We start from the raw sequence: 21945 nt of genomic DNA, 5'->3' as shown, positions 1-21945 counted from the left end.
GGCGCCCGTCAGGCCTCCGCCGGCTTCTCCGAGTCCATGCCGGGGCGTGCCTTCTTCCACAGGCCGCGGGTGAAGTCGGGGATCGCCTGCGGCGCGCCCTTCGCCTTGATCGACAGATGGCTCAGCGGCACGGGCGAGGTCCACGTCGCGGCGTCGTACACGTCGAAGTCCGGCACCAGGCCGAGCCGCATGGTCTGCATCAGACGGAAGACCATGATGTAGTCCATGCCGCCGTGCCCGCCGGGCGGATTCGCGTGCTCCTTCCAGAGCCAGTGGTCGAAGTCGGCGTACTTCGCGAAGTCCCCCCACTCGTCGTTCGTGTGGTCCGGCTCGATGTAGATGCGCTCGGGGTAGTCCTCGAAGACGCCGCGTGTGCCGCCCAGGCTGTTGATGCGGCTGTAGGGATGGGGCGTCGACACGTCGTGTTCGAGGCGGATCACCCGGCCCTTCGCCGTCTGGACGAGACTGATCGTGCGGTCGCTCTCGATGTAGGTCTCCTTCCAGCTGGGGTCGCCCGCGGGCATGTGCGCCCTGCGGTACTCGGCGAGACCGAGCGAGGGCGTGCCGAAGCTGGAGATGTGCGTGACGCGGTCGCCGCGGTTGACGTCCATGTAGTTGGCGACCGGGCCGAAGCCGTGGTTGGGGTAGAGGTCGCCGCGCAGCCGGGTGTGCCACAGGCGCCGCCACGGTCCCTCGTAGTAGTCGGGGTCGAACATCAGACCGCGCAGGTCGTGGTTGTAGGCGCCCGCGCCGTGCAGGAGGTCGCCGAACTTGCCCGCGTGCGCCATCCGCAGGACGCGCATCTCGTTCTTGCCGTAACAACAGTTCTCCAGCTGCATGCAGTGTCTGCGGGTGCGCTCGGAGAGGTCGACGAGCTCCCACAGCTCGTCCAGACGCAGGGCGATGGGACACTCCACACCGACGTGCTTGCCGTTCAGCATCGCCGACTTGGCCATCTCGAAATGGAAGTCCCAGGGTGACGCGACATAGACGAAGTCGATGTCACCGCGCTTGCACAGGTTCTCGAAGTCGTGCTCGCCCTTGGTGTACGTCGCCGGGGCGGGCTGACCCGCGGCCGTCACCTTCTTCGCGGCGGCCGCGGTCTTCTCCTTGACCGGATCGCACAACGCCACGACCCGGACGCCCGGTATCGCGAGGAACAGGTCGATCATGCTGCCGCCGCGGTTGCCGAGCCCGATGATCCCGACCCGGACCGTGGAACGCCGCTGGAACGGCACGCCGATCATGGTCTTGCCCTTGCGGGCGGGGGCCTGAGCGGTGTCCGGCACCGTTTCGTCCGCGGCAGCGGCGGCTTCGGCGGCCGTGGGCGTGTCCGCGTGCGCTGTCCCGGCCGTGAAGGCGCCGACCCCCAGACCCGCGCCGGCGAGGCCGGCCGTCCGGAGCACCGCACGGCGTGAGCGGCCGTCTCCCCGTGTGCCCTCGGCGGAGTCGTCGGGGTGGGTGCCGTCGGGAGTCGGTGTCGCGTTCTCGTCGTGCATCGGACCTCCGTAGCTGATGAGCGGCTGGTCTCTACCACTGGGGTGGAAGCCACCCTGGTGGGGGGAGGGCCGGTGCGCAAGAGGCCGAAGTGGTCGTGGAGTTGGACTTCTCGTGGTGTCAGCGAGGGCGCCGCGGCGTTCTGCCGCGGACGTCGTGGATTGATCCCCGGGGGTGTGAGTCCGGGGGCCGCCCTAGGGGCGCGTCGCGCGTTCCAGCTCCAGGAGTACGGAGTAATACCCGCGGCCCGTCGCGTGGTCCATGCCGACCTCGCACATGCGGTTGGCCGAGAGGTGAGCGTCGAAGGAGCGGGACGTGACCTCCGCGGCCTCCTTGCGGGTGGCCGACTCCGTGAGCTCCTTGTGGAGCATGCCGCGGTCGCCCGCGAAGGCGCAGCATCCCGCGTCGTCAGGGACGACCACCTCGTCGGCGCAGGCCTCGGCGACGGCGCGCAGGTGCGCCTCGTCGCCCAAGTGCTGCATGGAACAGGTGGGGTGCAGTACGGCGGAACCGACCGTCCGGCGCACCGTCAGGTGGGGCAGCAGCTCGTCGGCGGCCCAGACGATCGAGTCGACGACGGTCAGCTCCCGGTGCAGCTCGCGGTTGTCCGGGGTCAGGTAGGGCACGACCTCGTGCGCGATGCCGAGCGTGCAGGACGACGCGTCGACCACCAGCGGCAGCCGCCCGCCGGCGGTCCAGCCCCAGGCCGCCTCGACGATGCGGTTGGCCATGACCCTGTTCCCCGCCTCGTACCCCTTGGAGTGCCAGATCGTCGCGCAGCACGTCCCCGCGACGTCGTCCGGGATCCAGACCGGCCTGCCCGCGCGCGCGGAGACGGCGACCACGGCCTCGGCAAGGGAGCGGTCGCCCGGGCCCGCGAAGATGCGGTTGACGCAGGCCGGGTAGTAGACGGCGGTGGCGTCCATACGCGCGGTGCGCGGCAGCCTGCGCGCGGCGGCCGCGGGGATCTGCGGCAGCCACTCCGGGACGAGATCGGGGCGGACCGCCTTGCGCGCGGTACGCGTCACCGCTGTGAGCAGCCGGTCGCTGATCCGGTCGGCGGCGGCCACCGCGAGGCGCGCGGCCGCCTCGACGGCCTTGAAGTTCCGCGCGGCGAGCGCCGCCGTTTTCTCCTCGCGCGGGGAGTGCCGGGCGTGCCGGAAGTCCCTCATCAGGGCGCCCGTGTCGATGCCCACCGGGCAGGCGATGCGGCAGGTCGAGTCGCCGGCGCAGGTGTCCACGGCGTCGTAGCCGTACGCCGCCACCAGGCCGCTCTCGACCGGGGAACCCTCCGGCTGGCGCATCATCTCGCGGCGCAGCACGATGCGTTGGCGCGGCGTCGTGGTCACGTCCTCGCTCGGGCAGGTCGGTTCGCAGAAGCCGCACTCGATGCACGGGTCGGCGATGAGCTCCACCTTCGGGATGGTCTTGAGGCCGCGCAGATGGGCCTTCGGGTCACGGTCGAGGACGATGCGCGGGGCCAGGACGCCGTCCGGGTCGATGACTTGTTTCGTGCGCCACATCAACTCCGTGGCCTGCGGGCCCCACTCCAGCTCCAGGAACGGCGCGATGTTGCGGCCCGTGGCGTGTTCGGCCTTCAGCGAGCCGTCGAAGCGCTCCACGGTCAGCCGGCAGAACTCCTCCATGAACGCGGCGTACCGCTCCACGTCGGCGGGGACCCCGGCGTCGAAGGCGAGCAGGAAGTGGAGGTTGCCGTGCGCGGCGTGGCCCGCGACGGCTGCGTCGAAGCCGTGCCGCGTCTGGAGGTCCAGCAGGGCCTCGCAGGCCTCGGCGAGCCGCCCCGGCGGGACGGCGAAGTCCTCGGTGATCAGCGTCGTGCCGGAGGGGCGGGAGCCGCCGACCGCGGTGACGAAGGCCTTGCGCGCCTTCCAGTAGCCGCCGATCGTCTTCGCGTCGCGCGTGAAGGTGTTGGTCACCGACGCCACGGGCGCGACCAGTTCGAGCCCTTCGAGAGCCTGGGAGGCGGCCGCCTCGTACGCGTCCTGTGCGGCCTGATCCGGAGCGCGGAACTCCACAAGGAGTGCCGCGGTCGACTTCGGGAGCCCGGCCCAGTCGGCGGGAACCCCCTGCACGGCCACCGAAGCGCGCAGCGTGTTGCCGTCCATCAGTTCGACGGCGAGCGCACCGGCCGCGTTGAACAGCGGTACAGCGGCCGCCGCCGCGGGCAGCGAGGGGAAGAACAGCAGGGCGGTGCTCGTGTGCCGGTCCAGCGGCAGCGTGTCGAAGACGACCTCCGAGATGAAGCCGAAGGTCCCCTCGGAACCGACCATCAGGCCACGCAGGATCTCCACGGGGGTCGCGCCGTCGAGGAAGGCGTCGAGGCGGTAGCCGTTGGTGTTCTTGATCGCGTACTTGGCGCGGATGCGGGCCACCAGTGCGGCGTCGGCCTCGATCTCACGCTTGATCGCCAGCAGGCCCTCGCACAGCTCCGGTTCCGCGTGCGCCAGTCGGGCGTCGGCGTCCGGGGCCGCCGTGTCCACGACGGTGCCGGAGGGCAGGACGAAGGTCAGGGACGCCACGGTGCGGTAGGAGTTGCGGGTGGTGCCCGCGGTCATGCCCGACGCGTTGTTCGCGACGACGCCTCCGATGGTGCAGGCGATCGCGCTGGCCGGGTCGGGGCCGAGCACCCGGCCGCACCGGGCGAGCGTGGCGTTGGCCCGCACCACCGTCGTGCCGGGGCCGATCCGGGCCCGCTCGCCGCCGCCGATCACCTCCACGCCCGACCAGTGCTTGCGGACGTCGACCAGGATGTCCTCGCCCTGCGCCTGGCCATTCAGGGAGGTGCCCGCCGCGCGGAAGACGACCTCACGGCCGTTGCCGCGCGCGTACGACAGGACGGCCGACACATCGTCGATGTCCTCGGCGACGACCACGACCTGGGGCACGAAGCGGTAGGGGCTGGCGTCCGAGGCGTACCGCACCAGGTCGGAGACCTTCGTCAGGACCTTGTCCGCGCCGAGCAGCACGGTCAGCCCGGAGCGCAGCGGCTCGGGGGTGCCGGCGGCCCGCCGGTCGGGCACGCGGTCGTGCGACGGGCCTTGGAGGCGTGACGCGGGACCGGGGCGCAGGGCGTCCGGCTCGGGCTCCAGCAGGGGCATGAGCTCTCCTCGGCGGTTGCGGTGGCGTACCCGGCGGTGGTGCTCGGCGGTGCGGACGGTCGTGCCCGGCGGACCGGAGGCCTCAGCAGCGGCGGATTCCCGGCACGTCGAACAGGGCGTTCAGCAGGACGCCCAGCTGGGCGCGCTGCTCGGTGTCCAACGGAGCCAGGATGTCCTCCGCGGCGGAGCGCCGCGCGCTGCGCAGCTCGCCGAGCGCCTTGAGCCCGGCGTCGGTGAGCTCGATGCGGATCACCCGGCGGTTGGTGGGATCGGGCGCGCGCCGCACGAGATCGGCGGACTCCAGGCCGTCGACCAGGGTGGTGACGGCGCGGGGGACGACTTCGAGGCGCTCGGCGAGGTCGGCCATCCGCGGCGGGGTCTCGTAGTGCGCGAGGGTGCGCAGCAGGCGGGACTGGGCGGGCGTGATGCCGATCGGCACCAGATGGCGCTTCTGGATCCGCTGCAGCCTGCGGGTGAGCCGCAGCAACTGTTCGGCGAGCAGGCCGTCGGGGTCCGGGGTGTTCATGCCGGAACATTATCAGGACCTTGTGCATTGTGAGTATAGGTAACAGTGAGCTATGCTCCCTGAGTCATCGTCGTCCGAGATCCCGAAGGAGCCCATGCGCCACGACGAACCCGCCTGGACGCCTCAGCCCTCCGCCCCCGGCGTCGAGGAGCCGCAGCCGCGCCAGATGCGCCGCATCCTCCGCCTCTTCCGTCCCTACCGAGGCCGCCTCGCGATCGTGGGCCTGCTGGTCTGCGCCGCCTCGCTCGTCTCGGTCGCCACCCCGTTCCTGCTCAAGGAGATCCTCGACACCGCGCTGCCCGAGGGGCGTACGGGCCTGCTGAGCCTGCTCGCGCTCGGCATGATCCTCAGCGCGGTCGTCACCAGCGTCTTCGGCGTCCTGCAGACCCTGATCAGTACCTCTGTGGGCCAGCGCGTCATGCACGACCTGCGCACCGCGGTCTACGGCCGGCTGCAGAGCATGTCCCTGGCCTTCTTCACCCGCACCCGCACGGGCGAGGTCCAGTCCCGCATCGCCAACGACATCGGCGGCATGCAGGCGACGGTGACCTCCACCGCCACCTCCCTGGTCTCCAACCTCACCAGCGTCATCGCGACGATCGTCGCCATGCTCGCCCTGGACTGGCGGCTCACCGTCGTCTCGCTGCTCCTGCTGCCCGTCTTCGTCTGGATCAGCCGGCGTGTGGGCCGCGAGCGCAAGAAGATCGCCACGCAGCGGCAGAAGCAGATGGCCGTGATGGCGGCGACGGTGACCGAGTCCCTCTCCGTGAGCGGCATCCTGCTCGGCCGCACCATGGGGCGCGCCGACTCCCTGACCAAGTCCTTCGCCGACGAGTCCGAGCGGCTGGTGGACCTGGAGATCCGGTCGAACATGGCGGGCCGCTGGCGCATGTCCGTCATCTCGATCGTCATGGCCGCGATGCCCGCCGTCATCTACTGGACCGCCGGCCTCGCCTTCCGGCTGGGCGGCCCGACCGTCTCGATCGGCACCCTCGTCGCCTTCGTCTCGCTCCAGCAGGGACTGTTCAGGCCGACGGTGAGCCTGCTCTCCACCGGTGTGCAGATCCAGACCTCGCTCGCGCTCTTCCAGCGCATCTTCGAGTACCTCGACCTGCCCATCGACATCACCGAGCCCGGGGAGCCGGTGCGCCTGGACGAGATCAAGGGCGAGGTCCGCTTCGAGGGCGTCGAGTTCCGCTACGACGAGACGTCGGCCCCCACCCTTCAGGACATCGACATCGCGATACCCGCGGGCGGCAGCCTCGCCGTGGTCGGCCCCACCGGCTCGGGAAAGTCGACCCTGAGTCACCTCGTCCCCCGGCTGTACGACGTCACGGGCGGCCGCGTCACCCTCGACGGGGTCGACGTGCGCGACCTCGACTTCGACACCCTGGCGCGCGCCGTCGGCGTGGTCTCCCAGGAGACGTACCTCTTCCACGCCTCGGTCGCCGAAAACCTCCGCTTCGCCAAGCCGGAAGCCACCCACGAGGAGCTCGTGGCCGCCGCGAGTGCCGCCCAGATCCACGACCACATCGCCTCTCTCCCGGAGGGGTACGACACCGTGGTCGGCGAGCGCGGGCACCGCTTCTCCGGCGGCGAGAAGCAGCGCCTCGCCATCGCCCGCACCATCCTGCGCGACCCTCCGGTCCTCATCCTCGACGAGGCGACCAGCGCCCTGGACAACGGCACGGAGCGGGCGGTCCAGGAGGCCATCGACGCCCTGTCCGCCGACCGGACCACCCTCACCATCGCCCACCGGCTCTCCACCGTCCGCGGCGCCGACCAGATCGTGGTCCTGGACGCCGGACGCACCGCGGAGCGCGGTACCCACGAGGAGCTCATCGCGCGGGACGGCCGTTACGCGGCCCTCGTCCGCAGAGAGGCCCAACTGGAGCCCGCGACATGAAGATATGTCCGGAATGTGGGCATGTGCGGGTTACCGTGCCTCCATGCAGACCAAGACTCCGCGACGGGGCACGATTCGACTGACGCGGCGGGGCAAGATCGCCCTGATCGCGATCGGAGCCGCCGCTGCGGCCACCGCCGTGGCGGTGCCGCTGCTGCTTCCTGACGGCGACGCGAAGCCGCAGACCCTGACCATCCCGGAAGGGTGGCGTTCGGGTCAGGTGTACGCGGCCGTGGACAAGGCCCTCAAGGTGCCCGAGGGCACCACGAAGAAGGCCCTCCCGAAAGCCGGGCTCAAACTTCCCCCGGACGCCCACGGCAACCCCGAGGGCTATCTGTTCCCGGCGACGTATCCGATCAATTCCCGGTCGACTCCGGCATCCGTGCTCTCCTACATGGTGAATACGGCCCAACAGAAGTTCAGCGTCGGCCAGGTCACGGCGGGCGCCGACCAAAATGCCGCGAACGGCTACCAGACCGTCACCATTGCGAGCATGATCGAGGCAGAGGCGGGCTCCAAGGAGGACATGGGCAAGGTCGCCCGGGTCATCCAGAACCGTCTCGACCGGGGGATGCCGCTGCAGATGGACTCCACCATCAACTACGCGCTCAACCGTTCCACCCTGGCCACCAGCGAACGCGACACGCAGATCAACAGCCCGTACAACACCTACGCGCGCATGGGGCTGCCGCCCACGCCGATCGGCAACCCCGGCGAGGAGGCGATGCGGGCGGCGACCAATCCGACCCCGGGGGACTGGTTGTACTTCGTGACCGTGAAGCCGGGGGACACACGTTTCACAGCGAGCTTCGAGGAACACCAGAAGAACGTGGGGGAGTTCAACAAGGCGAAGTAGCGGGAGGCCGGAGGGGGGGGTGTTTCGGCCGCCGGGCCGGCTCCGCCTTGACCTCAACCGTGGTTCAGGTACAACGCTTTTCACCGACCATACCGCTCAGTATGCAGAGGAGCCGACCGTGGCCGCACCGATATCACGTACCTTCCCCGACGTCCGGCGCGCGGACGCCGGGACGATCCTCGTCAGCTCCTGGACGCTGCCGGCCCCAGGGGTCCAGAAGCAGGCCGCGGACCTCGTGATCGAGGAGTGGGAGCAGCAGGAACGCCCGGCGGGCATGCTCTCGTTCACCACGTTCCTCAGCGAGAACGGCCGCGAGGTCCTGAACTACGCGCAGTGGACGGACGACGACTCCTACCGCCGGTGGACACGGGCGGCCAGGAGCTCCGAGGACCTGGGCAGGCTCGACCGCATGGTGCTGGGCATCGAGCGGCCCGGCGAGGTGCGCTACGCGATCTATCGCAGTTACGCGCCCGAGGAGGGAGCGGACCGGGACCCCGGTGCGCTGGTCACGCCCATGTTCGAGACTGACGGCCCGGACAGCCAGCGGTCGTTCGTCGACGGAGTCATCGGGATCCTGGAGCGGACCCGCCCGCCCGGGCTGCTCGCCGCGCACTTCCATACGAGCAAGGACGGCCGGCGGGTGCGCAACCACGCGGAGTGGGCGGACATGGCGTCGTGGCGGCGCTTCAACGAGGGCGGCGGCACCGTCGAACTGGCCATGATGATCGACAGCCTGGAGGGTGTCACTCCGGCCCCCACCCTGCCCAGCGTGCCGCGTTACCTCCCGTACAAGAGCCTGGTCAACGTCGCCGCGCCCTGACCCGGGTCACACCGCGGCGGGCGCCCCCGCCAGCAACCGCTGGATGTCGCGGACCGCCGCACGGCCCGCACGGTTGGCGCCGATCGTGCTGGCCGATGGCCCGTACCCCACCAGATGGACGCGCGGGTCGGCGGCGGCCCTGGTGGCCTCGAGGCGGACGCCGCCGCCCGGTTCGCGCAGCCGCAGGGGTGCGAGGTGCTCGATCGCCGGGCGGAAACCCGTCGCCCACAGGATGATGTCCGCGTCGATACGCCGCCCGTCGTCCCATGCCACCCCGGTCGGCGTGATCCGGTCGAACATCGGCAGGCGGTCGAGTACGCCGTCCGCCCGGGCCTGCCGGATGGCGTCGTTCACCGGCAGCCCCGTCACGGAGACCACGCTCTGCGGCGGCAGGCCCCTGCGCACCCGATCCTCGACCAGGGCGACGGCCGCGCGGCCCCAGTTCTCGTCGAACGGACCTTCCCGGAACACCGGAGGCCGCCGGGTGACCCAGGTCGTCGAGGCCGCGTACGGGGCGATCTCCATCAGGTGTTGCGTGCCGGACGCTCCGCCGCCCACGACCACGACACGCTGTCCCCGGAAGGCCTCGGGCCCCGGGTAGATCGCGGTGTGCAACTGCCGTCCCCGGAAGGTGTCCTGACCGGGGTAGCGCGGCCAGAACGGCCGGTCCCAGGTGCCCGTCGCGTTGATCAGCGCACGTGTCGACCAGGTGCCGGCCGACGTCTCGACGCGCAGCCGCCCGTCCTTGCCGGAGCCGGCACCGTCCTCGCGGACCCGGTGCACGTCGACGGGGCGCCGCACCCGCAGGTCGAAGCGGCGCTCGTACTCCGCGAAGTACTCCCCGATGACCTCCGACGACGGGCGTGCGGGGTCCGCGCCCGTCAGTTCCATGCCGGGCAGAGCGTGCATGCCGTGCACCTTCCCGTAGGTCAGGGAGGGCCAGCGGAACTGCCAGGCGCCGCCGGGCCGGGGCGCGTGGTCGAGGACCACGAAGTCCCGGTCCGGCTCGAGGCCGACCCGGCGCAGGTGGTAGGCGCCGGACAGACCCGCCTGTCCGGCGCCTATGACGACCGCGTCCACGTCCTGGACCGCCGTCGTGGCGGCCGCGTCTCGTACCCCGATGTCGTTCACGCTTCTACTAACTGTGTCGGGGTTCGGGATCTTCCCGATGCGACGCACGGGATCCCTGCGAACGGTGAGCCCCCCCCGGAACGGCCGGCGAGGCTCAGCGGCCCCCCGCCACCAGCAAGGGAGCCCCGCCCGGAGCGGACGCCGGACGGCCGTTCGCTGCCGGGACGCCCGCGAGCGGAGACGCCGGGATCCGCGGCAGCAGCCCGCGCGCAGCCAGCTCCGGAAGGACACCCTCACCGAACCAGTACGCCTCCTCCAGGTGCGGATAGCCCGACAGCACGAAGTGTTCGACGCCGAGCGCGTGGTACTCCTCGATCCGGTCGGCGACATCGGCGTGCGCGCCGACCAGCGCCGTGCCGGCCCCACCGCGCACCAGGCCGACACCGGCCCACAGGTTCGGCGAAATCTCCAGCTTGTCGCGGGAGCCGCCGTGCAACGCCAGCATGCGCTGCTGGCCCACCGACTCGCTGCGCCCGAGCGCCTCCTGCGCGGCGGCGACGGTGTCCGGGTCGAGGTCGTCGAGCAGCCGGTTCGCGGTCGCCCACGCGTCGGCGGCCGAATCGCGCGAGATGGTGTGCAGGCGGATGCCGAAGCGGACCGTGCGCCCCTCCTTCTCGGCGAGCCCGCGAATCCAGTTGATCTTCTGTTCGACCTGCTCCGGGGGCTCGCCCCACGTCAGGTAGACGTCCGAGTGGCGCGCCGCGACCGGTCCCGCGGCCGCCGACGAGCCGCCGAAGAAGATCTCCGGCAGGGGGTCCGGCGGCAGCGCGGTCAGCCCGCCCTCGACCTGGTAGTGCTCGCCGGCGAAGTCGAACGGCTTGCCGCTCCAGGTTCCGCGGACGACCGAGAGGAACTCGTCGGTGCGGGCGTAGCGGCGGTCGTGGTCCAGATGGTCGCCGAACCGTCGCTGTTCGGTCGAGTCGCCGCCGGTGACCACGTTGAGCAGCAGCCGGCCACGGGTGATGCGCTGGTACGTCGCCGCCATCTGGGCGGCGAGCACCGGGGAGAGCACGCCCGGGCGGAAGGCGACGAGGAACTTCAGCCGTTCGGTGTGCTGGGCGAGGGCGACCGTGGTCAGCCAGGCGTCCTCGCACCAGGTGCCGGTCGGCGTGAGCACCGCTTCGAAGCCCAACTGCTCGGCGGCCTTGGCGATCTGCGCCAGGTACTCGATGTCGGGCGCGCGCACGCCGCTCACCGGGGTGACCCGGGAGCGCGTGATGCCGCCGTCGGTGTAGGCGTGCCGGTCGACGAGGGTGCGGCCGTCGCCGCCGGTCGGCAGGAACCAGTGCAGGTGGACGGTCATGGTCAGGACTCCTTGCGGTACGAGCGCGGCTCGGTGGTGGAGGGCGGCAGGTCGCCGTTGAAGCGGGTGTCGACGTAGTCGCCGAAGTCGATGCGGCGCGGGATCAGCTTCAAGGCGCTGAAGGTGTCCGCGATCTTCTGCTCGGAGGTGACGACGTCATGGTCGACGGCCACCGGCACCCGGGTGCCGTTGGTCCGCTTCACCGCGTCGAGCGCGACCTCGTAGGGAAGACCGGTGTCCTTCGCCCAGACCTTCGCCCAGGCCTCCGGGTGTTTGAAGACCCAGTCCTGCGCCCGGCGGAGCCGCTCCAGGTAGTCGGAGATCGCCTTGGACTTCTTCTTGTCGGCGAGGGCGCCGGGGGCCGCGGCCTGGAAGCCGAGGCCGTTGACCAGCCCGTCGCCATCGGTGAGGACGCGTCCCTTCTTCCCGCGCAGGACCTGTGAGGTGTACGGGTCCCAGACGGCCCAGGCGTCCACCTTGCCGCTGGTGAAGGCGGCCAGGGCGTCGGCGGGCTGCAGGTACTTGACCTTCACGTCCTTGAAGTCGAGCCCGGCCTTCTTCAGGGAGGCGACCAGCTGGAAGTGGGCCGAGGAACCCTGGGCCACGGCGACGGACTTGCCCTTGAGCTGCTCGGGCTTCTTCAGGGGCGAGTCGTCGGGCACGAGGATCGCGTCGCCCGCCGCCGTGCCGTGGGTCGCGGCGACGACGGTGATCTTCGAGCCGGCGCCCGCGGCGAAGACCGGCGGGGTGTTGCCGATGGCGCCGACGTCCACGGCCTTGGCGTTGATGGCCTCCAGGAGCGGGGGACCGGACGTGAAGGTCGACCAGTGGATCTTGTAGTCCAGATCGTCGAGTTCACCGGCCGCGCGCAGCACGGCCTCCGAACCGCCGCGCTGATCGCCGACGTTGAGGGTCAGCGACCCCTTGCCGTCGGTGCCGCCACCGGAACCCCCGATCGAGGTGCCGGCGGACGAGGTGCCGGAGCAGGCGCTGAGCAGCAGGGCCAGGGGGAGCAGCAGGAGGGTGGGGGAGAGGGCGGAGCGGGGTGGTCGCATGGCGGTTCCGTTCGGTTCGGTCGAGGCGCGGGGCGGGGACGGGAGGGCGGCGCGGACTGCGGTCAGGGGGCGGATGTGTCGGCGTCGACGCCGAGCCGCCGGAGCAGCTCCGCGCGCAGTTCGCCGAAGCGGGGGTCGGAGATGCCGCGCGGACGCTCCAGATCGATCTCGGTCTCGTACGCGATGACGCCGTCGTCCATCACGAGCACTCGGTCGGCCAGGAGCACAGCCTCCTCGACGTCGTGCGTGACGAGGAGCACCGCGCAGCCCCGCCGCTGCCACAGTTCGTCGACGAGGCGCTGTGCCTTGATGCGGGTGAGGGCGTCGAGCGCCCCGAACGGCTCGTCGAGCAGCAGCAGGTCGGGTTCGCGCACCAACGCGCGGGCCAGCGAGGCGCGTTGGGCCTCGCCACCGGAGAGCGTCTTGGGCCAGGCGTCGGTGCGGTGCTTCAGGCCCACCTCGGTCAGCGCCTGCTCGGCGACATCCCGGTCCGGCTTGCCCGGCAGCCCGAGCAGGACGTTGCGCCACACCCGCTTCCACGGCATCAGCCGGGGTGCCTGGAACGCGACGGCCTTGCGGCGCGGCACCAGCACGGTGCCCTCGATGTCGCGGTCGAGGCCGGCGAGGATCCGCAGCAGCGTCGACTTGCCGCAGCCGCTGCGGCCGAGGAGCGCCACGAACTCGCCGGGCCTGACGTCGAGGCGCAGGTCGTCGATGACGGCGCGGCCGTCGAAGCTGCGGGTCAGCCCGTCGACGCGGACGGCGGACGGCGCGGTGGCGTGGGTGGGGCGCCGGGGAGCGGGTGCGGTGGTGGTCACCGGCCGGTGAACGTCGGTCGCCATTGGAGCAACAGCCTTTCGAGGGTGCGGACGACGAAGTCGGCGGTCAGGCCGAGAAAGGCGTAGACGACGAGGCACACGACGATCACGTCGGTGCGCAGGAAGTCGCGGGCCTGGACCATGAGGAAGCCGATGCCGGCGTCGGCGTTGACCTGTTCCGCGAAGACCAAGGCGAGCCAGGAGACGCCCAGCGAGTACCGCAGCCCCGTCATGGCCCCGGGGAGCGCGCCGGGCAGGATGACGTGCCGCACGAGACCCCAGCGCGACAGCCCGAGCGACTCTCCGGCCTCGATCAGCTGGGCGTCGACGCCGCGGATCCCCGCGTACACGTTCAGGTAGAGCGGGAAGGAGACGCCGAGCGAGATGATGGCGATCTTGGGTGCCTCACCGATGCCGAACCAGATGATGAAGAGCGGGATCAGCCCGACGAACGGCACGGTGCGGAGCATCTGCACGCTGGCGTCCACGAGGTCCTCGCCGAGCCGGAAGAGTCCCGCGACGAGCGCCAGGGCCGTGCCGGCGACGGTGCCGAACAGCAGCCCGAGGGCCACGCGTTGCAGGGAGACTCCCATGGCGGTGGGCAGTGACCCCTCCCGGATGAGATCACCGGCGACCCGGGCGACGGTTCCGGGCGAGGCGAGCACGTCCCCGGCGAGTACCCCGGTGACGCTCAGGACCTGCCAGAGGGCGAGCAGGGCGAGCGGCCCCGAGGTGCGGCGCAGCCAGCGGGGGACGCGGGTGCGGCGGCGGGAGGCGGGGACGAGGGCGACGAGGTCGGGGCCCGGCGTGGAGGCCGGTCCGGGGAGTGACTCGGTGCGGGGGCCGGTGTCGGGGGGTGTGGGCTCACCCTTGGAGAGGGTGATGCCGGATATGTCGGGCGTCGATGGATGCGGCGGGGCATGACTGATGCGCACAGGCACTCCGTGGAGGCAGGAGGGAGGGTGGCTTTCGGGCCGAGGGGCGCCGGGAGCCGGGTGCGGGACGGCGCTCGGGTGTGCGGCGGGACAGGGGTACGCGGCGACCAGCGGGTCACGCCCGAGGGTCAGCCCTGCGGATCAGGCCGAGAAGGAGGCCGTGAGGCACAGGGGGATGCGTACTCCTGCCGGTACACGCGAGCGGCACGAGGCGCCCATCGGGCAACCGGGCGGAGAGGGAAACGCGAAAGCGGGTGAAAGGGCGTCAGCAGCCGCGGCGACACGCGGAGGAGGCCACCCGCAGCAGGTCGATGTGACCGCGCGTGGTGAGCAGGGCTGAACGCAACATGCCGCAGAACGTAGCCAGATCGCGCACGCACGGTCAATGGCGTCTCGACAGACGGACTCCCAGTATCAGCGAATGGATGGGTGAGTGCGGGAGAATGGGCGTATGTCCGATGCATTCACCACCCGGGTCCTGCGGGTCACCACCGGCTCCTCCGAGACGGTCGCCGACCTCACCGCCGACTGCGAGGCCTTCCTGCGCGAGGCGGCCGGCGGCCGCGACGGCCTTCTCAACGTGTTCGTCCCGCACGCAACGGCGGGCATCGCGATCCTGGAGACGGGAGCGGGCAGCGACGACGATCTGCTCGCCGCGCTGCACACGCTGCTCCCCGCGGACAACCGTTGGCAGCACCGGCACGGCAGCCCGGGCCACGGCCGCGACCACGTCCTGCCCGCGCTGGTCCCGCCGCACGCGACCCTGCCGGTCGTCGGCGGAAGCCTGGAGCTCGGCACGTGGCAGTCGGTGTGCCTGGTCGACACGAACGTCGACAATCCGGACCGCAAGGTGCGGTTGAGCTTCCTGGGCTGACCGCAGCGGGCCTGTCGGCGCCTGTGGGAGACCGTCGGGGCCGGGGGAGGACCGCCCCTCGGCTCAGCTGTCCTCGCGGTTCTTCCCGTGCGCTCCCATGCCTCCTTCCCGTACGTACAGATGCAGGAACGAGCAGAGTCCCGCCACGCCCGCGACGATGCACACCACCTCGGTGACCTCGGTGCCGAACACCTCCATCACCCGCCGGTCTCCCGTGGCGAGCGCCACGACCTGCCCCGCCACCACCGCGCAGCCGCCGAGGAGGAAGGCGACGAGGAGGACACGGGTCGCGCCCGAGAGGAACGTACGGATCAGGGGACGTCGTGGCCCCTGGGTGACCTTCTGCGCGGAACTCCGCGGGGAACTTCGCATGGCGACTCTCCGTTTCTCCGTACGTCTCCGTACGCCACTCACCCCGGTATCCAGAGCGCGCCCACGGCGATCAGAACGCCGAACAGGTACGACGGAACCAGGTAGTAGAGGGCGACGGGCAGGAAGATGCGTGCCGGATTGATGTCGGCGATACCGGCGGCCACGTACAGCGGGGCCGCGCCCGGTGGTGAGCACCCCTCGGACGAGGCCCACACGATGACCGCGGCGAACGCCACATGCGCGGGGATCCCGGCCGCCGTGAGCGCCGCGAAGGCGACGGGGCCGACGGCGGCCAGGGTGGAGGTCGTGTTGAGGGGCCCCGCGACGACGACGATGACCAGCCCCACCACCAGCGCCGCCACCACCGGCGGCACGCCCTGCAGATCCTCCAGGTGCGGCGCGAGCTGCTCGCCGAGGCCAAGCCGGCCGAGCACTTCCGAGGCGGCGAAAGCGGACACCATCGTCACGCCCACGAGCCCCAGCTTCGGACCGATCTCCCCCAGCATCCGCCACCACTCGCCCGTCCCGTGCGGCAGCGCCCGCCGCTCCACCACGAGCCCGGCGAGCAGCATCATCACCGGCAACCACACCAGCAGCGGCACCACGTCGGCCGCGTCGAGCCCGCCGAGCCGGTCCGTCGCCCAGTCGCTCCCCGGTGACGTGGTGAGCAGGACCGGCACCGCGACCGCGGCGAGGACGAGCAGCGAGGTCCAGCCCGCGCCGAACGACTGGCGCAACGGCCTGATGTCCTGCGACGCCATCGTGCCGACCCCTCGCCGCCGCACGATCACGTACGCGATGACGAGCCGCATCGCGACCATCCACGCTCCCGTCACGAACAGCGTGGCGACGACGTCGTGCGAGGTCAGCACGGGCACCACGGTCGGCGCGGCGAGCAGCACGAAGAAGGCGCCGCTGAACGGGAAGGTGGCACCGACGCCCGCGTTGCCGGACAGCACGAGCGCGGCCGTCTCACCGCTGGCCCGGGACCGTTTCATCCACGGGATGGCGAGCGAGCCGACGGTGGCGACGATCGCCGCGCCGTTGTGCGCGACGGCGCCGAACAGTCCGGAGGCGACCGTCGCCGCATACGCGGAGCCGCCCTTGCGGCGCCCCAGCAGCGAACTGAGAATGTCGATCATCCGCTGGACGAGCCCCGTGCGCGTGAGGAGTTCGCTGACGAAGACGAACGCGAGGGCGGCGAACGTGATCTCCGACTTCAGCCCCTCGACCAGGCACTCCCAGGCCACCCGCGGCGCTTGGACGCCACCGAACGCGGCGCTCGCGAGGAATCCGAGGATCATGGCCTCGCCGATGTTCCGTTTGAACGCCACGTTCCACACGATGATGACCCCGATGAACGCGACCAACGCGAGGATGGCGTTCATCGGCGTGGGTCTTCCAGGCCTGCCGCGCGGTAGGCGTCCAGCGCCGATGTCCCCGTGAGATGCCGCAGCAGGGCCCAGGCCCCGGAGTGGCCGACCGCGTCCGCGCCCAGCGCGACCGAGAGGTCGGTGTAGTGCTGGACATCGTCCGGCAGCGGGCCGACGACCCTGGCGTCCGGCACGAAACGCAACTCGCTCAACTGCTGCACCGCCAGATCGGCCCGGCCGTCGACCACCGCGAGCGCGGTGAACCCCTTCTCGACCACCGTGGCGCGGGAGTTGACCTCATCCGCGATACCGAGCCGCGCCAAGAGACCGGCGAAGGCGACACCGCTCGCACCCGTGCGGGAGTACGCCACCGAGCGCGCGGACGTCAGCGTCCGCACCAGCGCGCCAGTGGTCGACAGGTCGACGTCGGGTGAGCCGGGCGGTACGGCCACCCCGATGCCCACCCGGGCGAGCGGGCACACCGAGGACGCGTCGAGCACTCCGGCGGCGGCCAGCTTGTCCACCGCGCCTGACACGCCGACCAGCACGTCGGGGCGGGCCCCCTCGGCGATCCGTTCGAGGAGGACGTTCGTGGGTTCGTAGACACCGTCGACGTCGATGCCGCAGGTACTGGTGAATGACTCCAGGACGGTGTCGTCCAGCGCCTTCTTGATGGCCAGGGCGCTGAACAGCGCGACCGGTCGAGAGGGCCGGGGCGCCAGGGCCGTGCGCTGCTCCTCGGTCAGCCGTGCGTGGTCCGTGCCCTGCAACAGGAGGTGGATCCGCGCGGTCTGCTCCAGTTCCTCGACGGCCTCGACGGCGGCGTCGAGACCGGGCGCGGCCACCACGGGCCCGTGGTGGCGCAGCAGCAGAGCCGTGTGCGTACGGGCGCCGGCCTCGGCGGCATCCGCGAGTCGGAGGTCGCCGGGCGCGAAGTACGGCAAGAGCGAGAGCCGTCCGACGCGCAGGGCGAAGTAGGCGGTGAGCGGCGGCAGCGCATCGTCCGGATCGAGGCCGTCGAGGCACGACACTGCCGCGGCGTGCGGGGAGTGGGTGTGGACGACGGCACGCGTGTCGGGGCGCGCCCGCAACACGGCCGTGTGCACGAACACCTCCTTGGACGGCGGGAGTCCGTCGAGGTGGACGCCGTAGCCGTCGACGACGGACAGCTCGTGCGGTTCCACCGTTGCCAGGTCGGCGCCGGTCGGGGTGATGAGGATGGTGCCGTCGCCGGTGCGCAGCGACACGTTGCCGGTGCCGCCGTGGACGAGACCGCGGGCGGCCAGTTTCCTGGCGGCCGCGACGAGTGCCGCACGTCCGGCCGGATGGGAGGCGGGGGAAGTCATCGACGGTCTCCTCGGTGCGGTGCGGACGGGGCGGGGGCGCGCCGCGGGGGCGGTGCCGAGGCGGCGGCGAGGAACCCGGGGCCGCCGAAGTTCCCGGACTTGAGCAGCAGGGCGACGGGGCGCCCGGAGGTCGGGCGGATCCAGGGCACGCCGGGCGCCGCCGCCCTGCCGATCCACCCGCCGGTGATGCCCAGCGCTCTGACCACGGCCCCGGAGGTCTCCCCGCCGGCCGCGATCACACGCCGCACGCCGCGGCCCACCAGCCCCACGGCTATGCGGCCGGTGGCCTCCTCCAGGACGGCGGCCGCTCGGTCGGCACCCAAGGCCTGCTGGACGGCGCGGAGTTGATCGGGTGGCACCGAGGAGTGGAACACGGGCGCGCCGTGTGACGCGTCCGGCGGCAGCGCGTCGTACCAGTCGAGGGCGCGCCCGGCCAACGCCGCGGGATCCGGCTCGGCGACGGGATCGAGGCGGTGTACGGGACGTCCCGAGGACCGCAGGACGTCGAGCTGTTCGAGCGTGCGGGCCGAACAGCTGCCGCACAGGACGACCGCGGGCCAGACGCCCGACGGGTCGTCGTCCTCGGCCATGTCCGGGGTGGCGCCCGCGAGAGCGCGGCCAAGGCCGCCGGCGAGACCGGCCGCCCCGGCCGTCAGCGGCGCGTCGGCGACGGCGTGACCGAGGGCGCTCAGGTCGTCCCCGGTGAGGGCGTCGGCCAGCAGATAGCGGCTGCCCCGGTGCGCGGCGTCGAGGACGGCTGCCCGTACGGCCTCGGTGCCCGCTCGTACCGTTTCCCAGCGCAGGAGTTCCACCGTGCGGCCCGTCTGGGCCCGCAGCAGCCGGGGCAGCGACGAGTCCGTCATCGGAGTCACGGGGTGGGCACGCATCGGGGACTGCGCCAACGGCACGCCGTTCACGAAGAGATGCCCCTCGTACTGGGAACGGCCGTGCTCCGGCGAGCTGGGTGTCAGCAGGACCGTCGGCGCGCCGAGGGCGTCGGCGAGCGCGTCCAGGACGGGGCCGATGTTGCCGTCGGCGGTGGAGTCGAACGTCGAGCAGAACTTGAAGTAGATCTGCCGCGCCCCCTGTGCGCGCAGGCGGCGCAGGGCGGCGAGCGACTCGTCGACGGCCCGGGCGGCCGGCGCCATCCGGCTCTTGAGCGCGATGACGACGGCGTCCCGCCCGGCGGGCGGAGCGACCTGTGCCCCGGGAACCCCCAAGTCTCCGGGAACCCCGAAGTACAGCACGGTCCGCAGGCCGCTTTCGCGGAGGGTCAGGGCCACGTCCGTGGCACCGGTGACGTCGTCGGCGATCACTCCGAGCATGCTGTGCCCCCTCCCTCGAATTCCGCGCGTTCCGCTGTTTCCGCCGTTTCCACGAGCGCGCCGCTAAGGGCGCGGGCGGCGGCGCGCGGTCCGGCGTACACCGGGATCCCGAGCGCGGCGGACAAGTAGTCGGCCCTCGGCGCGAGCGAGTACTGGGCGAGGAGCACGGCGTCCGCCCCCGCCGGCTCCGGCACTTCCCCGGGAGCGATCACCTGTCCGACGACGTCGACGGAGGAACCGGCCGAGTCGGCGGCCGCGCGGAAGCGGTCGAGGGAATCCTGGAGAGCCGCGTCGAACGACGCGAGAACGAGGACCCGACGGTGACCGCCCGAGAGGGCCGCAGCGAAGACGGCGGCATCCGCCGCGAACACCGGCACCCCGGCCGCGACTCCCGCTGCCACCGGCCCGTACAGCGAACAGGTGAGGAGGACTCCATGGGCGCCACCCTGGACGGCGTGAGCGATGAGCCTCCGCATCCGCTCGGTGAGGCCCGGGGTGAGCCCGCCCTGCGCCTCGGCGTCGGTGAGCAGGGCGTCGTCGAGGAGGTTCCAGGCCACCGCACGCGGAAATCCTTCGGCGAGGCCGGCGACGGCGGGGCCGATCGCCGCGGACGAGGCACTGATCAGCGCGATGCGCGGCCCGGCGGACCCGGGGCGGCGGCCCGTGGGCGCGGCGCTCATGTGGTCACCTCCGCGGTCCAGCCGAGTCCCGCCACCGTGCCGTGCACAGGCTGGTATTCGCAGCCGAGCCAGCCGTCGTACTCCGCCGCGCGCAACTCGTCGAAGACGCGCGGCCAGCGGATCTCGCCGGTGCCGGGCTCGGTGCGGTCGGGTGGGTCGGCGATCTGCAGGTGCAGGGCGTACGGAAGGCAGGTGCGCAGCGTCCGGAGGAGATCTCCCTCGGTGACCTGGGCGTGGTAGAGGTCGAGCAGCAGTCCGGCGTGGTCGGGGCCGACCGCTTCCACGACGGCTCTGGCCCGCGCCTGGGTGCCCAGGAAGTACCCGGGTGCGTCGCGCTCGTTCTGCGCCTCGACGACGAGCCGGACGCCGGTGCCGCGCGCGAGCTCGTTCGCCCGGGCGAGGTTGGTGACATAGGTGGCGAAGGCGCGGTCCGGGGCGACGCCCGGCGGGGCGACTCCGGCGAGTACGTGCAGGAGTCCCGCGCCCAGTTCGGTCGCGTACTCCAGACCCCGCTCGATCCCGGCGCGGAAGTCCGCGGCCCGTCCCGGATGGCAGGCGAGACCCGAACGCTCCGGTGAATCCGGTTCACCCGCAGGGGAGTTGATGAGGACCTGGCGCAGTCCCGAAGCACCGAGCAGCGCACGCAGCCGTACCGCCGGGTACGGGTAGGGCGCGGCGTACTCGACACCGGCGAAGCCCGCTTCGGCGGCGGCGTCGAAGCGCCGCTCGAAGGGGAGTTCCGTGAAGAGCCATTTCAGATTGGCCGCCAGCAGCGGCCCGCCCGGTATCCGTAGTGCTGGTGCTGGTGCTGGTGCTGGTGCTGGTGCTGGTGCTATCGGTGTGGGCGTTGGTTGTCCGGACCGGGCCGGGGAGGTCGCGGAAGGCGCCGGGGATGTGCCGCCCCGCTGAGCGGGCACCCGTCCCGCGGATGCCATCACCGCACCTGCGCCCGGGCTGCCCCACACTCCGGATTCACCAGGTGCGGGGGCGTGCGGCCGGCCAGCACGTCGAGCACCTGCCGGGCGGCCGACAGGCTGGAGCGCGCCCTGGCCTCCGCAGTCGCCCCCGCGATGTGCCCGGTGACCAGCACGTTCTCGAACGCACGGAGGGGGGAGCCGGACGGCAGCGGCTCCTGTTCCGTCACGTCGAGGGCGGCGCCCGCCAACCGCCCTTCGGCGAGCGCGTCGGCCAGTGCCCGCTCGTCGACGATGCCACCCCGTGCGGTGTTGATCAGATACGCGCCGGGCCGCATGCGCCGCAGTGCCGTGCCGTCGATCAGGTGGTAGGTCGACGCGTCGAGCGCCACGTGCAAGGTCAGGAAGTCCGCCTCGTGCAGCACCTCTTCCAGGGGCAGTGCACCGATTCCCGTCTCTTCGAGGAAGGCGGGATCCAGCTGTGGATCGTGTCCCACGACCCGCATGCCCAGCGCGAGGCCGAGCCGTGCGACGGTCCGTCCGATCGCCCCGAGCCCGATCACGCCGAGCGTCCCGCCCGCCAACTCCCGCCCGCTGGGCTGCGACCAGCCGCCCGCCCGTACGTCGGCCACGCTCTGCGGAATGCCGCGCGCGCAGCAGACCAGCAGGCCGAGCACATGCTCGGCGACCGACCGGCGGTTGGCGCCGGGGGTATGGGTGACGGCCACCCCCGCCCGGGTCGCGGCGGCCACGTCCACGTTGTCGTAGCCGGCTCCGCAGCGGGCGATGACCCGCAGTGCGGGGGAGGCGTCGATCACGTCGGCCGGGAGTGGGTCGGTGCCCGCCACGATGCCGACGGCGGCCGCGTCGGCGACGGCCGCCCGCAAGGAACGGTCCGGGCCCGAACGGCCCGGCCCGCGCAGATCGACGGGCCGGGCGAAGACAGTGCGGCACCCGGCCTCCCGTATCAGCCGGTCCACCTCGCCGTCGGGTGCGAGATACGCCGCGGTCACCAGTACGCGAGCAGCGTTGTCGGCCATCTGGATCCTCCTTGATCCATCACTATACTATAGCGAGGAGAAAATAGTATAGGAT

General features: G+C 71.8%; 20 protein-coding genes. 4 read left to right on the top strand and 16 right to left on the bottom strand.

The genetic code is table 11. From position 1 onward, the window contains the following. Window positions 1-8: 8 nt before the first annotated feature. From ACZ6B8_RS17910 to ACZ6B8_RS17900, 3 genes are all read right to left on the bottom strand, one after another. Window positions 9-1499: a Gfo/Idh/MocA family protein gene (locus ACZ6B8_RS17910; RefSeq protein ID WP_471607790.1), complete on the bottom strand. Its 1491-nt coding sequence runs from the start codon at window positions 1497-1499 to the stop codon at window positions 9-11. A gap of 192 nt (window positions 1500-1691) precedes the next feature. Then, window positions 1692-4616: an FAD-binding and (Fe-S)-binding domain-containing protein gene (locus tag ACZ6B8_RS17905; RefSeq protein ID WP_471607789.1), complete on the bottom strand. Its 2925-nt coding sequence runs from the start codon at window positions 4614-4616 to the stop codon at window positions 1692-1694. An 82-nt stretch (window positions 4617-4698) separates the two neighbouring features. Then, window positions 4699-5142: a MarR family winged helix-turn-helix transcriptional regulator gene (locus ACZ6B8_RS17900; RefSeq protein ID WP_471083096.1), complete on the bottom strand. Its 444-nt coding sequence runs from the start codon at window positions 5140-5142 to the stop codon at window positions 4699-4701. Between the two features lie 94 nt (window positions 5143-5236). Between ACZ6B8_RS17900 and ACZ6B8_RS17895 the strand changes: the two genes are divergently transcribed. From ACZ6B8_RS17895 to ACZ6B8_RS17885, 3 genes are all read left to right on the top strand, one after another. After that, window positions 5237-7048: an ABC transporter ATP-binding protein gene (locus tag ACZ6B8_RS17895; protein ID WP_471607788.1), complete on the top strand. Its 1812-nt coding sequence runs from the start codon at window positions 5237-5239 to the stop codon at window positions 7046-7048. 43 nt (window positions 7049-7091) lie between these two features. Continuing rightward, window positions 7092-7904 (top strand): endolytic transglycosylase MltG, encoded by an 813-nt coding sequence (gene mltG / locus ACZ6B8_RS17890; protein WP_471607787.1) that lies wholly within the window; start codon window positions 7092-7094, stop codon window positions 7902-7904. A 118-nt stretch (window positions 7905-8022) separates the two neighbouring features. Beyond that, the gene (locus ACZ6B8_RS17885; RefSeq protein WP_471083105.1) at window positions 8023-8724 is read left to right on the top strand and encodes an antibiotic biosynthesis monooxygenase; all 702 of its coding nucleotides are present in this window, start codon (window positions 8023-8025) and stop codon (window positions 8722-8724) included. Between the two features lie 6 nt (window positions 8725-8730). Here ACZ6B8_RS17885 and ACZ6B8_RS17880 read toward each other — a convergent pair whose 3' ends face one another. The 6 genes from ACZ6B8_RS17880 to ACZ6B8_RS17855 all read right to left on the bottom strand — a co-directional run bounded on the left by ACZ6B8_RS17880 (window position 8731) and on the right by ACZ6B8_RS17855 (window position 14315). Then, window positions 8731-9855, bottom strand: a complete 1125-nt coding sequence (locus tag ACZ6B8_RS17880; RefSeq protein WP_471607926.1) for an NAD(P)-binding domain-containing protein — start codon at window positions 9853-9855, stop codon at window positions 8731-8733. A 94-nt stretch (window positions 9856-9949) separates the two neighbouring features. After that, entirely contained in the window at window positions 9950-11158 is a 1209-nt protein-coding gene (locus tag ACZ6B8_RS17875; RefSeq protein WP_471607786.1) for an LLM class flavin-dependent oxidoreductase, read from the bottom strand. Between the two features lie 2 nt (window positions 11159-11160). Then, window positions 11161-12213 (bottom strand): ABC transporter substrate-binding protein, encoded by a 1053-nt coding sequence (locus ACZ6B8_RS17870; RefSeq protein WP_471083110.1) that lies wholly within the window; start codon window positions 12211-12213, stop codon window positions 11161-11163. Window positions 12214-12275: 62 nt separating this feature from the next. Then, a complete protein-coding gene (locus ACZ6B8_RS17865) occupies window positions 12276-13055 on the bottom strand; it encodes an ABC transporter ATP-binding protein (RefSeq protein ID WP_471607785.1) in 780 nt (259 codons plus the stop codon). Beyond that, complete coding sequence (locus ACZ6B8_RS17860; protein WP_471607784.1) at window positions 13028-13966, bottom strand: ABC transporter permease; 939 nt, start codon at window positions 13964-13966, stop codon at window positions 13028-13030. Before ACZ6B8_RS17860 ends, ACZ6B8_RS17865 begins: the two co-directional genes overlap by 28 nt. A 265-nt stretch (window positions 13967-14231) precedes the next feature. Then, window positions 14232-14315: a putative leader peptide gene (locus tag ACZ6B8_RS17855; RefSeq protein WP_355809829.1), complete on the bottom strand. Its 84-nt coding sequence runs from the start codon at window positions 14313-14315 to the stop codon at window positions 14232-14234. A gap of 102 nt (window positions 14316-14417) precedes the next feature. Here ACZ6B8_RS17855 and ACZ6B8_RS17850 point away from each other — a divergent pair, with 102 nt between their 5' ends. Beyond that, window positions 14418-14840: a secondary thiamine-phosphate synthase enzyme YjbQ gene (locus tag ACZ6B8_RS17850; RefSeq protein WP_471083118.1), complete on the top strand. Its 423-nt coding sequence runs from the start codon at window positions 14418-14420 to the stop codon at window positions 14838-14840. 63 nt (window positions 14841-14903) lie between these two features. Here the strand turns inward: ACZ6B8_RS17850 and ACZ6B8_RS17845 are convergent, their stop codons facing one another. Genes ACZ6B8_RS17845 through ACZ6B8_RS17815 form a run of 7 tightly spaced genes read right to left on the bottom strand, consistent with a single transcriptional unit; the run spans window position 14904 to window position 21890 of the window. Further along, on the bottom strand, window positions 14904-15212 hold the full coding sequence (locus tag ACZ6B8_RS17845) for a hypothetical protein (RefSeq protein WP_471607783.1): 309 nt from the start codon (window positions 15210-15212) through the stop codon (window positions 14904-14906). Between the two features lie 38 nt (window positions 15213-15250). Beyond that, window positions 15251-16600, bottom strand: coding sequence for a TRAP transporter large permease subunit (locus tag ACZ6B8_RS17840; RefSeq protein ID WP_471607782.1), 1350 nt, complete (start codon window positions 16598-16600; stop codon window positions 15251-15253). Next, the gene (locus ACZ6B8_RS17835) at window positions 16597-17931 is read right to left on the bottom strand and encodes a class II aldolase/adducin family protein (protein ID WP_471607781.1); all 1335 of its coding nucleotides are present in this window, start codon (window positions 17929-17931) and stop codon (window positions 16597-16599) included. The genes ACZ6B8_RS17840 and ACZ6B8_RS17835 overlap by 4 nt, the downstream gene beginning before the upstream one ends. Then, window positions 17928-19256: a 3-oxo-tetronate kinase gene (gene otnK / locus ACZ6B8_RS17830; protein WP_471607780.1), complete on the bottom strand. Its 1329-nt coding sequence runs from the start codon at window positions 19254-19256 to the stop codon at window positions 17928-17930. Before otnK ends, ACZ6B8_RS17835 begins: the two co-directional genes overlap by 4 nt. Then, window positions 19244-19936, bottom strand: coding sequence for a hypothetical protein (locus ACZ6B8_RS17825; protein WP_471083133.1), 693 nt, complete (start codon window positions 19934-19936; stop codon window positions 19244-19246). Before ACZ6B8_RS17825 ends, otnK begins: the two co-directional genes overlap by 13 nt. Beyond that, the gene (locus tag ACZ6B8_RS17820) at window positions 19933-20871 is read right to left on the bottom strand and encodes a hydroxypyruvate isomerase family protein (protein ID WP_471607779.1); all 939 of its coding nucleotides are present in this window, start codon (window positions 20869-20871) and stop codon (window positions 19933-19935) included. The genes ACZ6B8_RS17825 and ACZ6B8_RS17820 overlap by 4 nt, the downstream gene beginning before the upstream one ends. Next, complete coding sequence (locus ACZ6B8_RS17815; protein WP_471607778.1) at window positions 20871-21890, bottom strand: phosphoglycerate dehydrogenase; 1020 nt, start codon at window positions 21888-21890, stop codon at window positions 20871-20873. Before ACZ6B8_RS17815 ends, ACZ6B8_RS17820 begins: the two co-directional genes overlap by 1 nt. Window positions 21891-21945 lie beyond the last annotated feature (55 nt).

It is taken from the genome of Streptomyces sp. NPDC041122 (genome assembly GCF_055592445.1).
This window is presented reverse-complemented; position numbering and strand designations above follow the sequence as displayed.